Here is a 17,422-nt window from a genome sequence, read left to right on the forward strand (position 1 = left end):
ACTCCTCATGTCCCTTCAATTTTCTCGCTCTCGAATGGTATCGTTCCCACTGTTGCTTTCTGGCACTACAGATTCACCCGCCACCCTGGTCGCCACCTCTGCCTATGGCCACGAGGCCATCGCTGCCCACGGCCATACCGCAGTGCTGTCGTGGCTCGCCGCGGCTGGCGCCGACGGCGTAGAGATCCGCCGTGAGCTGCTGCCGCCTGACTTCGCGGACTTCATCGGCCTAGGTCAGGCCTGCGCCGACCTAGGCCTTGCCATCGTTTACTCCGCACCCGAAAGGCTCTGGGAGGTCGACCGGTTCGCTACGTGTCTGGATAAGCAACTGATCGAGGCCACCGAACTTGGCGCGGGCGCGGTCAAAATCCCCATGGGCCACTACCCCGGTGGGAGTCAGGTCGATTGGGCAGCGCTGCGGGAACGCCTCGCGGCCGCCCCGCCGCTACTGATAGAAAATGACCAGACCCTCGAAGGCGGCACGTTGGAACCCTTGTCCGCCTGCTTGGAAGACGCCGCTTCAGCGGGCTGCCCGCTAGGCATGACCTTTGATATTGGCAACTGGCACTGGACTGGCAATGACCCGTTGGCCGCGGCGCAGCGCCTGGGGCCTTTCGTGCGCTATCTACACTGCAAGGGAGTCGTGTCCGATCAAGGACACCTCAGAGCTAGCGTGCCCGACGATGGTGAACTCGCTGCTTGGCATACGTTGCTAGCCCACTTACCAACTCAAGTCCCCCGCGCTATCGAATACCCCTTACAGGGTCAGGATTTGACGACCATTACCGCTAAACAATTGTCGCGACTGCGCCACCTCTAACTTTCCACCCACGACACAGGAGATCGTCATGATTCGACCTTATGCCGCTCCCGAAATTCTTGCTTTCGGCGAGGCAATGACAATGCTCGTCGCCGAAGCGCCCGGTAAGCTGGCCAACGTCGAATACTTTCAGCGTCGCATTGCAGGCGCCGACACCAACGTGGCCATCGGCCTAGCCCGCCTAGGCTTTCATGTGGGCTGGTTGAGCCGGGTCGGCGACGATGGCTTTGGGCCTTTCATTCGCCAAGCCCTGGAGGCCGAGGGGCTCGACTGCCGCCATCTGCGCACCGACCCCGAACACCCCACAGGCCTTGTCTTCAAGGAGCTTGCCCAAGGCGGTGCAGATCCTCACGTGGAATACTATCGCCGTGGCAGTGCCGCCAGCCACTTGGCACCGACGGACGCCGACAGCGCTCTCATCGAGCGCCCGCGAGCTCGCCGAGACCATGCTTGATCGGGCCCAAGACGCTGATCATGGCCACCGCCCGCCGGGTTGTGGAACTGGCCGACTTTGTCAGGCGCGGCGACTGGCAGAAGAGTATCGGACCTGAGCACTTCGGCAGCGACGTACACGGCAAGACTCTCGGCCTCGTGGGCTTTGGGCGCATCGGCGCAGCTGTGGCCCGGCGCGGCGCATTGGGCTTCGGTATGCAGGTGCGCTACGCCATGGCCTCGCCCAAGCCAGCCCTGGAAGAAGAGTTGGGCGCCGAACGCCGTACACTTGACGAGTTGCTCACCGAGTCCGATTTCGTATGCGTTACTGTCCCACTCTCCGACACCACCCATCATCTAATCGGCGCTCATGAGCTCAGCCGTATGAAGTCTTCGGCGATTCTGATCAATATTGCCCGTGGCCCAGTAGTGGATGAGGCAGCGCTGATTGAGGCGCTGGAGGAAGGACGCATCTGCGCCGCTGGCCTCGACGTCTACACTCGGGAACCGCTGTCGCAGGAGTCACCTCTACCTCACATGAACAATGTGGTAGCGCTGCCGCACATCGGCTCGGCGACCCACGAAACCCGCGACGCCATGGCTCAACGGGCGGTTGACAACCTCACCTTGGCACTATCCGGCAGCCGACCTATTAGCCTAGTCAACGAAGAGGCCTGGGAGGCGCGCCGGGGTGCTTAATTGGGCACTCTTAGACTAAAGACGATTGGTAGAAGCTCATCATCTCAGCTAACTTTTAGATCAATCTAAAAACAACTATACAGGTAGCTACCATGCACCTTGATGCCTTACCCCATCAGAACCAGCGCGATACTGCTAGTGTGACTCTGAAGGATATCGCCGCCCACGCTGGGGTATCCCGCTCTACGGTGTCATTGGTATTGCGCGAGAGCCCATTGGTCGCCGAGCAAACCCGTCTAAAAGTGCAGCATTCCATCAAAGCGCTGGGCTATGTCTATAACCGCGGCGCTGCCGCCCTGCGCGGCAGCCGCACTTCGACACTTGGAGTGGTAGTTTACGACATCGCCAATCCCTTCTTTGGCGCTATGGTGGCGGGTATTGATGCCGCACTGAACCGCGAAGGCTATGTCTCTTTTTTGGCCAACAGCGAGGATTCACCAGCGCGCCAACAGCGCTTTTTGGAGCGCATGCGCGAACACAGCGTCGACGGCATCCTGTTATGCCCAGCGGAGGGCACCGACCCAGGATTGATCGACACTCTCGACAATTGGGGCATGGCCTGCGTGCAGGTACTACGCCACGTGGCCGAGCCGCCCTTCGACTATGCTGGCGCCAACTTTCACCAAGGGGTTTGCCAAGCCATGGATCACCTTGTGAGACTGGGCCATCAACGCATCGCCTTCCTTGGCGGTCACAGCGAGCACTCGGCGACCCGCGAGCGTTGGCAAGGCTACCGGGAATCATTAGAACACCATCAGCTCACCTACCAGCGCCTGCTGCGCTCCACCGTGACTCGCCGCGATGGCGTCGACATGATTACGCAGCTAATGGCTGAATCGCCAGCGCCCACAGCGGTCGTTTGCCACAACGACATGGTGGCCTTCGGTGCCATGCTTGGCCTGAAGCGCCTAGGGTTAGTGCCAGGCGTCGACTGCGCGGTGATCGGCACGGATGACGTCGAAGAAGCCAGCCTGAGCGAACCGTCACTGACCAGCATCGCCACCCATCCTTATGCAATCGGCGAAGAGGCGGCACGCTTAGCGCTGCGACGCATCGCCAACCCGGAAGGCGCACGGGAGCAAGTGGTATTAGCGCCCCGACTGCAGATTCGCGACTCCTGCGGGGCCGCCAGGCCTACGTCAGACGCAACCCTGCCCAACCGTGCTGCTGGGACTCACGCCTAGCGTTCTGTCCCATGCTGCAACTCAACGCCGCTCAAAGCGGCGATAACAAAAAGGTAGAATTATGACTAAGAAATGGATCGATCTAAAAAACACCTCAACTCGTGGATTGTTAGGCTCCGCCCTGCTGGCGACGGCCGCTCTAGGGTTCGCTGGCACGGCCCAGGCCTTAGATCTTCACTTCGGCCACGGCGGTACCGAAGACACCGCTTACCAATTGGGCGCCGAGCGCTTCAAAGAGCTGCTTGCCGAGGCCAGCGATGGCGAGATGGGCGTCCAGATCATGGGGAATTCAGTGCTCGGCCACGAGACTGAAATGTTTGAACAGCAGATGGCTGGCGCACTGGACGTGTCGATCATCAACCCCGGCCTGATCACCGACTTTTCTCCCACCGCCAACGTTTTCTCGATTCCTTTTTTGTATCGTGATGAAGATCATTGGAGCCAGGTGCTTGACGGCGAAGTGGGCCGCGCAATTGCTGACCAGATCACTGCGGAAACCGACGTGCGCGTATTGGCTTTCTACGGTGGCGGCAAGCGCCAGGTCGTTAGCACCGAGCCGTTGGAGAGCCTTGATGATCTCGAAGGCTTAAAGATCCGCACGAACCCCACCCAACCACTGATCACTGCTTGGGAGGCACTCGGCGCGGACCCCACCGTCATGCAGTGGAGCGAGATCTACACCGGGTTGCAACTGGGCGCCATTGACGGACTGCTCAATGAAGCAGAGTGGATTCACCGCATGCGCTTTCACGAAGTTGCCCCACACATCGGCCTCTCCGAGCACGATATTACGGTGCGACTGCTGACACTCTCTCAGGCAACCTGGGATCGTCTCGACGAATCCCAGCAAGAGCAGGTTATGAAGGCTGCCACCGAATCCGCTAGCTACGCTCGCAGCGTGCAACTAGAACAAGATGCCGAAGCGCTCGACCTGCTGGTTGAAGAGGGTGCCACCCTGCACGAAATGGATCGCGAGAAAATGATGGAAGCCGTCGCGGGACCGCTAGAGAGCGTGATCGCCGACATGGGACTGACCGAGTACCACCAGATGATCATCAACGCGGAATAACCCACCCGGCGCCGGCCTGGCCGGCGCCTCGCTTGCCATAGGTAATCACCATGTCCCGACTGCTCGCTGGCTTGGCACAGCTCAACCGGTTTCTGGAGCGTGTGCTCCACTGGATTCTGCTGTCGCTAGTGTTCGGCTTCATATTAATGGTCATCTACCAGGTGATCAGCCGAAATCTGGCGTTCATGCCAAATCTCTATTGGACCGAGGAATTCAGCCGCTTCGCCTTCCAGTGGATGGTAATGCTGGGCGCCGCAGTGGGAGTGCTTCACGCCGACCACTTTGTGCTTGAAGCCTTCCCCCACGGCTCACGGGCCGATCTCGCTACCCGGGTGATTCGCGACCTGGCGTGTTTGGCCATCGGTATTATCTTCGTCTTCCACGGCTACGAATTTGCCCTATCCGGGCTGCGCCGTAGCGCCACCGCCTCGGGGCTATCAATGATCTACGTCTACTCCACCTTCTTGGTCAGTGGGGTGTTCATTCTGCTATTCAGTATACAGCGCCTACTGCATACACTTCTTCACGGCTTGGATGCCATGGAAGCGTCACTCAATACGCCGAGCGAGATCGAGACGCTGAAGGTCAGCAGCGCGTCTGGTCACAGCGTGGAAAGCCTTGAGCCGGCCCCCAGAAGTAAGACACACACTGAACAGGGAGAGCCCCGCCCATGATGCCTGCCGACTGGATTTTCCTATTGCCCTGGCTGTTGTTCGGCTTGCTCTCCGTGCTCATCGTGGTAGGCGTGCCCATCGCCATGGCGCTCATCCTTACCTCGTTCAGCCTAATCTTCCTCGACCCGCGGCTGACCACTTGGGTGCTCTTCCAGCGCATGTACAGCGGCATGGACTCATTCGTGCTACTAGCCGTTCCGCTCTTTCTGCTGGCCGGTAACTTAATGAATGCAGCACGTATCACGGATCGTTTGATCACGCTGTGCATGCTATTAGTGGGTCACTTTAAGGGCGCCCTGGCCCACGTTAACGTCATGGTCAGCATGCTGTTCGCGGGCGTTTCCGGTTCCTCTACTGCCGACAGCGCAGGCATAGGCACGGTGCTAATCCCAGCCATGAAGCGCGAAGGCTATCCGACACACTTCGCCGTAGCCGTCACAGCAGCCTCGTCGGTGATGGGCATCATCATTCCTCCCTCAATCAACATGATTGTTTGGGGTGCCTTGACCAACACGTCCATCGCTGGCCTCTTCCTCGGCGGCATATTACCCGGGATCATGATCGGCGTAGCCCAGCTCTTGTTAAACCTAGGCTACGTGCGCCGCTATAACGTACCGATTCGACCGCGTGCCACCTTCCGCCAGCTGCTGCACTCAGGTAAGGACGGTCTGATGGCAGCAGGCATTCCAGTGGTGATCATTGGCGGCATTACGTTGGGTATTGTCACCCCCACCGAAGCGGCGATGATTGCCGTGCTCTATGCACTGGCACTAGGTTTTCTTGTCTATCGAGAGCTGACGTTCAGCGATGTCTTGGATTCCTCCACGGCGACCGTTAGGCTCTGCTCGCTATCGCTATTCAGCTTGGTGGGAGCGGCGATTTTTGGTTACCTAATCAGCTTCTACCAGATTCCACCCAAGCTGATGGCTGGGGTCAACATCTCAGATCCGATAATACTGCTACTGGTGATGACTGCCGTAATGCTGCTCATCGGCACCTTCATGGATTCGCTACCGGCCATGGCGATCATGGCACCGATCTTCCAGCCGTTAGCTATGCAAGCGGGCATCCATCCGGTGCAGTTTGGGGTAATTGGCGTGATGGCACTGGGCCTTGGGCTCATTACACCACCCTACGGGCTGTGCTTGATGATCTCGGCAAAGATCGGTGGTATTCCACTGCTCAAAGCGCTTGGTACCACGTTGATCTATCTGGCAGTGATGCTTGCGGTGATCCTGCTGCTGATTGTCTACCCTCAGTTAATTCTGGCGATCCCCCGTGCCTTGGTGCCGGACTTCGTCTGATCTACCCCGACGCCGGTTGCTGTTAAAGTGAGCCGGCGCTACATTGTTCAACATCGTGAGACCTCTATGTCCTTACCTCTCTGCCTGCTCTTCGACTCCGACGGTACTCTGGTCGATAGCGAGATCCTTCTCGCCGAGGTGATGGGCAATATTCTGCCGACCTTCGGCCTGCCCTTCTCCGCCCGTCAATACATGGAAGAATTCCGCGGCGTGCGTTTTCGTACCATCGTTGACAGCCTTGGCGAGCGCCACGGTGCCCTGAACGAAGAGCACTTCCCGGCAATGGAGAGTGAGATGCGCCGCCTGATGGAGCAACGTATGCGCGCCGAGCTGCTGCCCATCGACGGAATACCCGAGGTTCTGGACATCCTTGCCGCCCACCCCAAAGCGGTTGTTTCCAACGGCCCGGATCGAAAGATTCGCTGCGCCATGGAAAGTGCTGGCCTGGCACGGCACTTCGGCAACAACCTCTTCAGCGCCTATACCTTGGGTGTGTGGAAGCCCGATCCGAGACTCTACCTACAGGCGGCCGAGGCCATGGGCCAAGCACCCGAGCGCTGCATAGTGATCGACGATGCCACCGTCGGCGTTGTCGCTGGATTGGCCGCTGGCATGCAGGTAATTCACCTCAATCGCTTTCCCGAAGAGGAGGAGACGCCGAAAGGTGCCATCGTCATCCATCACGCCAGCGAGCTACCCAAGGCAGTGGCTCAGCTCACCGCAAAGGAGAGCGCTCTTCAGCCGCTTTGACATGCATCGCCACCCTGCTGTCTACAATAAAGGTTTCGGCCAACGCTTGATCGGGGCGCTGGCTGGGATTTTTCTGGTAGCGACGTAAACGCACTAGGTATATAGCGGCATGGTTTTCAAACGAAAGAGGCCATACCAATAAGTCATGATAATAATTTGCGGGGAAAATCTTTCGCCCTGCTCAGCAGAGCCTCTTACTCTGTTCTTGTTCATTGGCTAACCGCCTGTGCTACATGCCTACTCTCCAAGGCCAGTCACCTTTCGCTGTTGCGCTTCAATCTGTTCGCTGCGAATATTTGCGTGAAGATTATACTTCCAAGAATGCGGCCCCTATCGGAGCAAAAAAGAGATTCCGTTGATCAGCTTCCATTAATAAAAAAAACACTACTAAATAATTTAGCCTAGCCACCCAATCAAACTGAAGGGCTTAGCCACTAGAACAGCCGAAGCGTAAGTAAAGTGCACTGATTCATAAAAATTAACTATTACGCTCCCTGATTGTGCCTATTACCCATCATCATACTAATACTCAATAATCACGCGTCCCTTTTGTTAAACTACTTTTCTTCTAAACACATCAAGAGATATGTGCCCTGACGGACTGCGCTCTAGCCACCATTAGCGTACATGAGCATTTTTATAACGGCTCTTATATAACTATTAATAATCAGGAGGCAGCGTTTGGAGCTATTTCACTTCGCCTTGAATAATGCAGGTCTGCTGCTGTCACGCACAGTCGAGCATATTGCCCTTGTTGGCGTTGCCGTTGGCATTGCCACCTTGACGGGAGTGCCAATCGGCATCGCCATTACTAAAAATGAGCGTGTCGCACAAAGTGTGCTCTATCTAGCGTCCATCATCGTTACCATCCCTTCAATCGCCCTTTTTGGCATCATGATTCCGGTTTTATCGCTCATCGGGCATGGCATCGGCTATGTGCCAGCTGTGATCGCGGTATTGCTGTACTCCCAGCTACCTATCATCCGCAACACGTACACGGCGATTAATAATGTTAATCCGGCATTACGAGAAGCCGCTCGAGGCATTGGCATGAGCCCCAATCAGCGCCTGCGTTTGGTTGAAATTCCACTCGCCATCCCGGTCATCATGGCTGGCGTACGCACGGCCGTAGTGCTCAATATTGGCGTCATGGCGATCGCCGCCTACATCGGCGCCGGTGGATTAGGCACCTTTATTAGCCGGGGCATTTCTCAATCGGATCCACGCCAGCTAATCGTCGGTGCGATTGCTGTGAGTCTGCTGGCCATTATCGTTGACTATTCACTACTGTATTTACAAAAGCGCCTAACCCCTAAAGGAATGAGCCGTGAGGCTGCGGCGACCTAACGCCTCTTTCTTGATGTAATTGCTACTATAAGAGACACCCATATGATTCGACTTGATAGCCTGACCAAGGTGTTCGATACGCCGAAAGGCGCGGTGGTGGCCGCTGACCATATCGATATGGAAGTGCCTGAAGGGGAAATCTGTGTCCTCTTGGGGCCATCGGGCTGCGGCAAAACCACCACGTTGAAGATGATCAACCGGATCGTTAAGCCCACTGCTGGCAAAGTGTTTATCAATGGCGAGGATACAACCGGCCTCGATACTCAGACACTGCGTCGCAATATTGGCTATGTGATCCAGCAAATTGGTCTGTTTCCCAACATGACCATCGAGGAAAACATCACCATTGTGCCCAAGCTTTTGGGCTGGGATAAGGCCAAATACAAAGCACGGGCACGCGAAATGATGGCGATGATCGCGCTGGAGCCGGATGCCTTTCTTAAGCGCTTCCCCAGTGAGTTATCGGGTGGCCAACAGCAACGCATTGGGGTGGCCCGTGCACTCGCCGCCGACCCGCCAGTGATGTTGATGGATGAACCGTTTGGCGCCATCGACCCGATCAACCGAGCCGTCATTCAGGATGAGTTCCTGAAGATGCAGCAGGATCTCAACAAAACCATCATGTTCGTAAGCCACGACATCGATGAAGCTATCAAAATGGGCAACCGCATAGCGGTTTTCCGTGAGGGGAAGCTGGTTCAGTACTCCACGCCCGATGACTTGCTGGCGGCGCCCAAAAACGCTTTTGTGGAATCCTTTCTCGGTGAAGACCGTGCGCTTAAGCGGTTAAACCTGGTAAAAGTGCGTGAGATTGTTACCGACGAAATCGGCACCGTCTTGCCAAGCGATACGTTAGAGACAGCGTTGGCGAAAATTGACGACTACGGTTATCAAAACGCTATTTTGATGGTGAATGAACGGAAGCAGCCCGCCGGGATTATTAGCCGCTCCGTCGCCCGCACTACTAAAGGCTATTGCCGCGATCACTTCCAAGCTGTTCCTGCGGTTGTTGATCTCGACGATGACCTACGCAAAGCCGCCTCTTTGATGTTTGCTCACGACCAAACTTGGCTGCCCTGCGTCAACCAAGAAGGAACGGTGTGCGGCCAAATAACCCAGCGCGCCATGACCAGCCATTTAGGTGCACGCTACCGCGCTCGCCAGGGAGATGATCGCAAGCCATCGGCGGCCATTAAGGAGTAACCATGCCTATTCGATCCATAAAAGGGGCGCTTAAGGCACTGGTGCTGGTGGCAATTTTCCTCGCCGGTGTATGGAGCCAAGCCAGCGGCGTTATTGATGAGTTTGTCTGGTATCTGCCTGACGTTCAGTATTTGATGGTGCAGCATATCTGGCTCACGTTGATGTCGGGTAGCCTGGCGATTATCGTCGCTATCCCGCTGGGTGTTTTGCTCTCCCGACCAAGCATGGCCCGGGTAGCCGAGTCACTGATGCAGGTACTCAACGTCGGTACTACCATCCCGACCCTCGCCGTGCTCGCCCTATCCATGAGTTTTTTGGGCATTGGCACGGTACCAGCGGTGTTTGGCCTTTTTGTGGCGACACTGCTGCCGATTACGCGTAATACCTATGCAGGGTTAAAAGGTGTTAACCCAGCACTGATGGAAGCTGCTGCGGGGATTGGCATGTCACCCATGCAGCGACTTTTCAAAGTCGAGCTGCCCAATGCCCTCTACGTGATTTTTGCGGGGATGCGCACGGCGCTAACCATCAATGTAGGCACGGTTCCCCTGGCGTTTTTGATCGGTGCTGGCGGTCTCGGTGAGCTGATATTTACCGGCATTGATCTTTACGACCCTATCATGATGCTTTCCGGTGCCATTCCCACCGCGCTGTTGGCGATCGTGGTCGATGCGCTAATCGCGGTTATTGCGTTTTTAGTTGTCCCTCGCGGGGTCAATCCCGGTCGCGCTTAAGCCCCGCCACTCATGAAGCTTTTCTAACAAAAGAAGGATTCGATGATGAAAACATTTACGACAGCACTGACTAGTATTGCCTTGGCGAGCAGCGTTTCGCTCGCAAACGCCAACGACATTAGCGTTGGCGGTAAGAACTTCACCGAGCAGCAGATACTGGCCACCATGACGACACAGTATCTGGACAACCTCGGTTACGATGTTGATAGCCGTTCTGGCATGGGCTCGGCCATTCTTCGCCAAGCGCAGGAAAATGGTCAGATTGATCTTTATTGGGAGTACACCGGCACGTCCCTGATCAACTACAACGACATCAGCGAAAGCCTAAGCCCTGAAGAAACCTACCAACGGGTCAAGGAACTCGACGCCGAGAAAGGCCTTACCTGGCTTGAACCGTCGGAGGCCAACAACACTTATGCGCTCGCCATGCGCGAAGCTGCCGCCGAGGAAAGTGGCATTGAAACGCTTTCTGACCTGGCCGACGCGGTCAATAATGAGCAGGGTCTAACCTTTGCGCTCAATGCCGAGTTCTACGCCCGTGAAGATGGTTGGCGCCCGCTAATGGAAGCCTACGACTTTCGTGTTGGTCGCAGCGAAGTGAGCCGCATGGATACAGGCTTAGTCTATCAAGCACTGCGCAATGAAGAAGTCGACGTCGGCCTCGTATTTGCCACCGACGGCCGTATTCCTGCCTTTGACTTTTATGTTCTTGAAGACGATCAAGGCTTTTTCCCGTCTTATGCGCTCGCTCCGGTGGTGCGTACGGAAACCCTGGAAGCTAATCCTGAGCTTGCCGACCAGATGAATAAACTCTCGGCGCTGCTCGATGACGAGACCATGGCCGAACTCAATGCCAGTGTGGATGTCGAGCGCGAGTCAATTGAAGACGTTGCAAAGAGCTTTCTCGAAGAGAACGATCTGCTCTAACACTGCTAGGCGCTAGTGCATGGCACTGGCATAATGCCTGTCACAACATCGCCAAAAAGCCGCTCCAATGGAGCGGCTTTTTCAATGGGGGAGCCAATGCATTATCAAAATAAGCTTCGAGTAGGCGCAGCACAGATTAACACCACGCTTGGCGACGTGGATCATAACCTCGAGCGCCATTTGGCGCTGATTGCCGAGGCTCAGCGTGATGGTGTGGAGCTTCTGGTCTTCCCCGAACTTTCGCTAACGGGCTATCGGCTAGCCAGCCGCGTGATGCAAGTGGCGATGCCGCTCGAAGACCCTCGCCTCAAAGCGTTGGCCGACGTGTGCGGCTCTATGCAGGTAGTGGTCGGCTTTGTGGAAGAGGCGAGCCCCGGTGAGTACTACAATGCGCTGGCCATCTTTCAGCACGGCCAGCTAATGGGCGTGCATCGCAAGCTTAATCTGCCCACCTATGGCGGGCTGGAAGAAGGCAAGTGGTTTACCCATGGCAGTGAACTCACGCATACCGATATTTGCCCTGGCTGGTCGGCCACTCAGCTGATTTGTGCCGACTTATGGAACCCAGCATTAGTGCATGCCGCCCTGCTCGCTCGCCCGACGGTGCTTTGCGCGCCGATTAACTCAGCTAGCGGCATCGTCAGTGAGGACTTTTCCAATGAAGAAAATTGGGCATTGAATACCCGGTTTTACGCCATGACCTATGGCACACCGGTCATTATGGCGAACCGCTTTGGGCCGGAGGGTGACAGCCACTTCTGGGGCGGCTCGCGCATTCTCGGCCCGGGTGGTGAGACGCTTGCGCAAGCCGACGATGAAGAAGTGCTGATTATGGCGGATCTTTCCCGTACCGCGATTGCCAAAGCACGCTTTGAATTACCCACACATCGTGATGCGGATACCCCACTGGTCAGGGAGCTTATGGCGGGTTATCGCTAGCAACGGCCAGCTCACCCGCCAGAGTAAGTATCCGGCGGGCAGGGGGGAAAGGTAGGTTCAGTGGGAGGGAAAGCTAAACTGTGCCGTCTCTTGGGCACTTTCCGTCGGCCAGCGCTGTGAGACTGCCTTACGCCGAGTGTAAAAGCGCACAGCGTCGGGCCCATAGGCATGCAAGTCGCCAAACAGCGACTCTTTCCACCCACCAAAGCTATGAAAGGCTACCGGTACGGGTAGCGGCACATTAATACCTACCATGCCGACTTCAACCTCATCGGTGAAGCGGCGTGCTGCTTCACCAGCGCGGGTAAACAAGCAGGTACCATTTCCATACTGGTGAGCATTTATGAGTTCAATGGCTTGATCAAAGTCATCCACGCGAACGACACACAAGACGGGGCCAAAAATCTCGTCTTGGTAAATACGCATCGCTGAAGTGACGTGGTCAAATAGCGTCGCGCCCATAAAGTAGCCAGGGGCGTTTTCCACTAGCGGATGTTTGCGACCATCGAGTCTTAATACTGCACCAGCTGATTCGCCTTGACCGATATAGTCTGCCACCCGATCACGGTGGGCTTGGTTTACCAACGCGCCCATATCCAACCCCGGCTCTGTTCCGGGTCCAATATTGAGATGCTTCGCTTTTTCAGCAATCTTGTCTACCAACACATCAGCGGTTTGATTTCCCACACAAACAACCACCGAAATCGCCATGCAGCGTTCACCAGCGCTACCATAAGCGGCACCAATCAAGGTATTAGCCGCATTCTCAAGGTCAGCGTCAGGCAGTATGACCGCATGATTTTTCGCCCCACCTAATGCTTGCACGCGCTTACCCAGGGCGGCACCACGCTGGTATATTGCTTTGGCTACCGGCGTAGAACCAACGAACGACAGCGCTTTAACCTTTGGATGCTCGATGAGCGCATCGGCGGCTTCACGGTCTCCTTGTACGACGCTAAACACACCGGCTGGCAGGCCTGCCTCTTCAAGTAGCTCCGCCATTTTGATCGCCACGGAGGGCACTTGCTCTGACGGTTTTAAAATAAAACAGTTGCCACATGCAATCGCTATGGGGAACATCCATAGCGGCACCATCGTGGGAAAGTTGAACGGTGTGATGCCCGCGACAATCCCCACCGGCTGATGGTTTGACCACGTATCAATACCCGGTCCAGCGTTATGGGAATACTCGCCCTTTAATAGCTCAGGAATACCGCATGCGTATTCGACGTTTTCAATGCCACGTTTGAGTTCTCCCATGGCATCTTCCAACACTTTGCCATGTTCTTCGCTAATCAGCTTACACAGCGCCTCAGCATCACGCTCTAACAGCATTTTGAAGCGATACATGACCTGTACGCGCTTGCTAGGCGGCATATCACGCCAAGTGGGATACGCCGTTAGCGCCATTTTCACGGCTGAATTGACCGTTTGTGTGTCCGCCATTGCCACTTGGCGCACCGTTTTACCAAAGGCTGGATCTACCACGGGGAAGTAACGAGCTGCTTCTACGGGGCTCCCTCCTATCCAGTGGGGAACAGTCGTCAGCGATGAATCAATCACGGGATTACACTTCCTTATTTTAGCAGCTCGTCGTTGAAGGGGTAGCGTGAGAGCTTTTCGATACCGGTCTCGGTAATCAATACCTCTTCTTCGAGTTTGACACCATCAGCCGCGCCGACCTCGCCAATATAGCTTTCGACCGACACCACCATGCCTGGCTCTAGAACACCGTCCTTGGAGAACTTATCAAAATCCATATGGTGGGCGACCAGCGGCGTTTCACCATGCATCCCCACCCCATGAATGATCGATGGGTAGCGGCGGTCGATAAAGCGATCGGGGATTTTCCAGGCTTTATCAGCAATTTCACGGTAGCTCATGCCCGGTTTAAGCAAGCCCATATTGTGGTGTACCTGGTCGTACGCCATGCGATATATTTCGCGCTGATAGGCCGAAGGTTTGCCTGGACCAACGTGGAACGTGCGCGAGAAATCCGAGTAGTAACCGTGGCAACCGATGGTGTCGGTATCCAGTGCGACCAGCTCGCCAGGGCGAATTTTGCGGTCACTGGCTTCATTAAACCAAGGGTTTGTACGCGGCCCAGAAGAGAGAAGACGGGTTTCGATAAACTCGCCCCCGCCTCTGATCACCTCGCCGTACATGATCGCAAACAGCTCGTTTTCAGTGATGCCCGGTTTAATCGCGGCTTCGACTTCCGCCACGGCGGCTTCACTGGCGGCCATCGACTGAGCCAAACAAGCGATTTCTTCAGGCGTTTTGATGCGACGACAGTGCAACGTATCCTGCATGCAATCGTAGACATCAAGCCCCTGCGCTTCTAATGCACGCGCGAGATTAAGCGCGCAACGGTCAAGGCCCACTTTCTTATTACCCCTGCCGTGTTCCTTAACCAGTTCGGCAATTTCCACACCAAAAGGGTCAGACGACATGCCATCGCGTTGATTCACCGCTGACCACACCACCTTAGAGGTGCGCGCCTCATCGATGGTCTCAAGCCAGGTGGAGACGTGCGCGCTACCGGGATACTCAAATAGAATAATTGGCCCTTCAAGCGGGACATAAACGTATCGCGTGGAGTTACGCAGGAAGTAACCAAACATATTGCGCGACCCTGTCGCATAGCGCTGGTTATTCGGGTCAAACAGCACCAGTGCTGCATACCCTTCTTCCGCCATCATGGCACGCAGACGCTGAAGCCGCCCAGCGCGCAGCTGTTTAGGATCAAAGGCGGTGGGAATGCTATCGCCGTTGCCCATCGGCGCCGACGGCACCACTGGAATCTGATCAGGTTCGTTATCGGTAAGGTTTTCGCTTTCGACAATACTCATGGTATCTCTCGCCTCAGGGTTGGTTGGAGTCGCGGGGAACGTCTAAACGACTCCTAATCTGCTAGGCTATCGCTACGCTGCATGCCGTCTTTAAGGATTTGTTCATGAACTGGTGCCATGCGGCCAAAGATACGCTGAGCACGTTCCGGCCGACCCACAAAGCCTGGCTCTTTGGCGTAGGCAAAAATGACGGTGTGGCGCTCTTTATCTCCCTCAACCGGCGTCACTCGGTGGAGAGAGTAGCGACCAAAGAACACCTGTAAGTCACCCGGTTGAAGATCAAGGGTTTTCAGTTGTGAGCAATCCCCGTCGATGACTTTCTCAACGTCTTCGAAGTTTTCACCTTCAGGGCTACGGATCCCCGGCGCGTACTCGAAACGGCCGCCACCATGAGATTGACGCGTCATCATCGTGACAATGAACTCGTTGGTGTCATAGTGCCAAGGGTGCTGGCAGCCCTCACGCAACACGTTTACCACTAAGTCCGCCAACGGGTCGGCGTACTGGTGAATTTTTTCCCTTCCCACCACGGCCCCAATAAAGCGTTGAAATTCTTTATTTTCATACACTTGTCGGATAATAGTGTCACTACCGATACGATCCCCTGCCACAAAACCATTTGTGCGATCGTCAAAGCGATTTTTGGGATGTGTGGCCGGCAGTGAAGGGTCTCCTTCACTGTTATACGGGTTCGTCTCCGTTTGGTTGTAATGAGCATCCGGCGACAGCCGCTCTGTTTCCCGTTCAAGACGTGCTAGAGCCTCCTCAGGAACAAAGTTTTTAAGCACGACGCAGCCATCTTCACCTAGCTGACTGCGACACTGTGCGATTAACGCACGTCCGGTTTCGCTGTCCAACGCATCAATGGGATACGTTTTGAGATCGATAAGGCCATCTAATGTATTCGCCGATGGAGCAACCGCAGTCGCTTGCATGAAAAATACTCCTGTCGAATTAACGAATAATCTGGTGAATAAGGTCACGTTGAATAACGTTTTGGACAGGGTAGTGATGGATGACTCATAATAGAAATGAATAGTTGAGATACGACCCATTTAAAAGGCTCATGAATTATGGATACGGATTTACTTCGCGCCTTTGTCACCGTGGCGGAATGCCAAGGGTTTAGCGCCGCCGGTAAGGTGTTGCATCGAACCCAATCGGCGATGAGCCTGCAAATAAAGCGCCTTGAGGATCAGATGCGGCAGTCACTCTTTGAGCGCACTAGCCGTAGCGTGTTGCTAACGGCCGCCGGAGAGCGTTTGCTGCCCTACGCACGCCACATACTCAAGTTAGAAGATGAAGCCAAAGACTTACTTAAAGGAGGGACACATGGCGAAATCATTCGACTAGGCACCTCTGAAGAACAAGCGGCTACCTACTTGCCAGATCTGCTGCCCCGCTTTTCGGCACAGTTTCCCCATATTCAGTTAGAGGTACAGTGTGATATCAGCGACGCGCTGGTGAAGCGCTTTCAGGAAGGGTTGTTGGATGTCGTGCTGTCGGTTAGACATAAGCCCACTCAATCAGGGCAACTACTCGGTTGGGAGCCAATGGTGTGGGTGATTGCTGAACATGTACCGTTGGCGCAATGGCCAATACTTCCATTGGCCTTAAACCCTGAAGGCTGCATTTTTCGTGCGCATGCGTTGTCAGCACTCGGACGTGAGGAAAAACCCTGGGAGCTTCGCTACATTAGCCAATCCCCGACCGGCATTAATGTCCCTGTGCAAAATGGGCTTGCGCTAACCGTTAAGACACCGCGCAGTGTTCCGCCAGGTTGTCGTATCGTGACAGAAGCCGATGGATTACCTGATCTTGGGCATGTGGAAATAGAGCTTCACCAGCGCCCTGGCCATTCCAGTGAAGCCTTTCAAGCATTTTGCCAAGCGCTAGAAGCAGCAGTTACTGACCATAATGGCATTGAATGCCTACATTTAGGCGCGTAGTAAACTTGTTTATATTTCCAGCGTACCCCACCGTTCAGCCCTATTATTTTCATCATACATTTTCGAGCCATTGTTATGGCATTTGTGCGAAGTCGGCGGAAGAAAAGCTAGGTTTTGTACAAAAAGTTGGCTCGCAAGCAACGGTCGATGCACGCAACGCATACCATCGCTCTAAAGCTACTGGCTAATTTTTCATAGCGTGTGGCGATTCGGTGTAACTCTTTCAGCCAACCAAAGCAGCGTCCTACCGCATTGCGTTGCCGATATTTGTTTATCAAACCGCCTTGGTAATCCAGGACGGGCTCTTCGATGCATATTACGCTGAGCTATCACGGGCTTCATACCGTGTCTGTCACAATAGCGGCGTAGCTCATCGCTGTCATAACCTTTATCCGCCACTATGTAACGACTACGCTTACGGGGCCGACCCGTTCTACCTGGCAGGTGGATTCTTTCTAAGGTAGAGATGAAGTGGCGAGACTCTGACTGTTGGCCGGGTGACAAAGTGAAGGTCATCAGATATCTCGTAATGTCCGACC

General features: G+C 55.2%; 17 protein-coding genes and 2 pseudogenes. 14 read left to right on the plus strand and 5 right to left on the minus strand.

The window, feature by feature from the left end:
- Positions 1-7: 7 nt before the first annotated feature.
- The 13 genes and pseudogenes from V8L71_RS02430 to V8L71_RS02490 all read left to right on the plus strand — a co-directional run bounded on the left by V8L71_RS02430 (position 8) and on the right by V8L71_RS02490 (position 12,082).
- Positions 8-820, plus strand: a complete 813-nt coding sequence (locus tag V8L71_RS02430) for a sugar phosphate isomerase/epimerase family protein (RefSeq protein WP_246361683.1) — start codon at positions 8-10, stop codon at positions 818-820.
- Between the two features lie 28 nt (positions 821-848).
- A complete protein-coding gene (locus V8L71_RS02435; protein ID WP_179915160.1) occupies positions 849-1,274 on the plus strand; it encodes a PfkB family carbohydrate kinase in 426 nt (141 codons plus the stop codon).
- Between the two features lie 14 nt (positions 1,275-1,288).
- Positions 1,289-1,951, plus strand: a pseudogene (locus tag V8L71_RS02440) (NAD(P)-dependent oxidoreductase); the annotation flags it as partial.
- Between the two features lie 92 nt (positions 1,952-2,043).
- Entirely contained in the window at positions 2,044-3,135 is a 1,092-nt protein-coding gene (locus V8L71_RS02445) for a LacI family DNA-binding transcriptional regulator (protein WP_335598302.1), read from the plus strand.
- Between the two features lie 61 nt (positions 3,136-3,196).
- Entirely contained in the window at positions 3,197-4,204 is a 1,008-nt protein-coding gene (locus V8L71_RS02450; protein ID WP_335598301.1) for a TRAP transporter substrate-binding protein, read from the plus strand.
- A 50-nt stretch (positions 4,205-4,254) separates the two neighbouring features.
- Entirely contained in the window at positions 4,255-4,878 is a 624-nt protein-coding gene (locus tag V8L71_RS02455) for a TRAP transporter small permease (protein WP_179915164.1), read from the plus strand.
- Complete coding sequence (locus V8L71_RS02460) at positions 4,875-6,182, plus strand: TRAP transporter large permease (protein WP_179915165.1); 1,308 nt, start codon at positions 4,875-4,877, stop codon at positions 6,180-6,182. Before V8L71_RS02455 ends, V8L71_RS02460 begins: the two co-directional genes overlap by 4 nt.
- Before the next feature lie 66 nt (positions 6,183-6,248).
- Positions 6,249-6,932, plus strand: coding sequence for an HAD-IA family hydrolase (locus V8L71_RS02465; RefSeq protein WP_335598300.1), 684 nt, complete (start codon positions 6,249-6,251; stop codon positions 6,930-6,932).
- Between the two features lie 681 nt (positions 6,933-7,613).
- Positions 7,614-8,279 (plus strand): ABC transporter permease, encoded by a 666-nt coding sequence (locus tag V8L71_RS02470; RefSeq protein WP_035558468.1) that lies wholly within the window; start codon positions 7,614-7,616, stop codon positions 8,277-8,279.
- A 42-nt stretch (positions 8,280-8,321) separates the two neighbouring features.
- Complete coding sequence (locus V8L71_RS02475; RefSeq protein WP_335598299.1) at positions 8,322-9,482, plus strand: ABC transporter ATP-binding protein; 1,161 nt, start codon at positions 8,322-8,324, stop codon at positions 9,480-9,482.
- Positions 9,483-9,484: 2 nt separating this feature from the next.
- The gene (locus V8L71_RS02480) at positions 9,485-10,216 is read left to right on the plus strand and encodes an ABC transporter permease (RefSeq protein WP_335598298.1); all 732 of its coding nucleotides are present in this window, start codon (positions 9,485-9,487) and stop codon (positions 10,214-10,216) included.
- A 42-nt stretch (positions 10,217-10,258) separates the two neighbouring features.
- The gene (locus tag V8L71_RS02485) at positions 10,259-11,143 is read left to right on the plus strand and encodes a glycine betaine ABC transporter substrate-binding protein (RefSeq protein ID WP_335598297.1); all 885 of its coding nucleotides are present in this window, start codon (positions 10,259-10,261) and stop codon (positions 11,141-11,143) included.
- Positions 11,144-11,239: 96 nt separating this feature from the next.
- Complete coding sequence (locus V8L71_RS02490) at positions 11,240-12,082, plus strand: nitrilase-related carbon-nitrogen hydrolase (protein ID WP_335598296.1); 843 nt, start codon at positions 11,240-11,242, stop codon at positions 12,080-12,082.
- Positions 12,083-12,139: 57 nt separating this feature from the next.
- Here V8L71_RS02490 and V8L71_RS02495 read toward each other — a convergent pair whose 3' ends face one another.
- The 3 genes from V8L71_RS02495 to V8L71_RS02505 are packed head-to-tail and all read right to left on the minus strand — an operon-like array spanning position 12,140 to position 15,869.
- Complete coding sequence (locus tag V8L71_RS02495; RefSeq protein WP_335598305.1) at positions 12,140-13,630, minus strand: CoA-acylating methylmalonate-semialdehyde dehydrogenase; 1,491 nt, start codon at positions 13,628-13,630, stop codon at positions 12,140-12,142.
- A gap of 29 nt (positions 13,631-13,659) precedes the next feature.
- Positions 13,660-14,934, minus strand: coding sequence for a M24 family metallopeptidase (locus tag V8L71_RS02500; protein WP_035558483.1), 1,275 nt, complete (start codon positions 14,932-14,934; stop codon positions 13,660-13,662).
- A gap of 53 nt (positions 14,935-14,987) precedes the next feature.
- Complete coding sequence (locus V8L71_RS02505) at positions 14,988-15,869, minus strand: HalD/BesD family halogenase (protein ID WP_335598295.1); 882 nt, start codon at positions 15,867-15,869, stop codon at positions 14,988-14,990.
- 138 nt (positions 15,870-16,007) lie between these two features.
- On the opposite strand from V8L71_RS02505, the gene V8L71_RS02510 reads away from it, so the two are divergent.
- Positions 16,008-16,883 carry a LysR family transcriptional regulator gene (locus tag V8L71_RS02510; RefSeq protein ID WP_035558489.1) on the plus strand — a complete coding sequence of 292 codons (876 nt, stop codon included), beginning with the start codon at positions 16,008-16,010 and terminating at the stop codon, positions 16,881-16,883.
- 107 nt (positions 16,884-16,990) lie between these two features.
- Here V8L71_RS02510 and V8L71_RS20725 read toward each other — a convergent pair whose 3' ends face one another.
- Together V8L71_RS20725 and V8L71_RS20730 are read right to left on the minus strand one after the other, a co-directional pair.
- Complete coding sequence (locus tag V8L71_RS20725) at positions 16,991-17,161, minus strand: transposase (protein ID WP_431313160.1); 171 nt, start codon at positions 17,159-17,161, stop codon at positions 16,991-16,993.
- Positions 17,162-17,186: 25 nt separating this feature from the next.
- Positions 17,187-17,399, minus strand: a pseudogene (locus tag V8L71_RS20730) (transposase); the annotation flags it as partial.
- Positions 17,400-17,422 lie beyond the last annotated feature (23 nt).

Origin of the sequence: Vreelandella indica, from assembly GCF_037070225.1 — a bacterium.
Taxonomy (GTDB): domain Bacteria; phylum Pseudomonadota; class Gammaproteobacteria; order Pseudomonadales; family Halomonadaceae; genus Vreelandella; species Vreelandella arctica.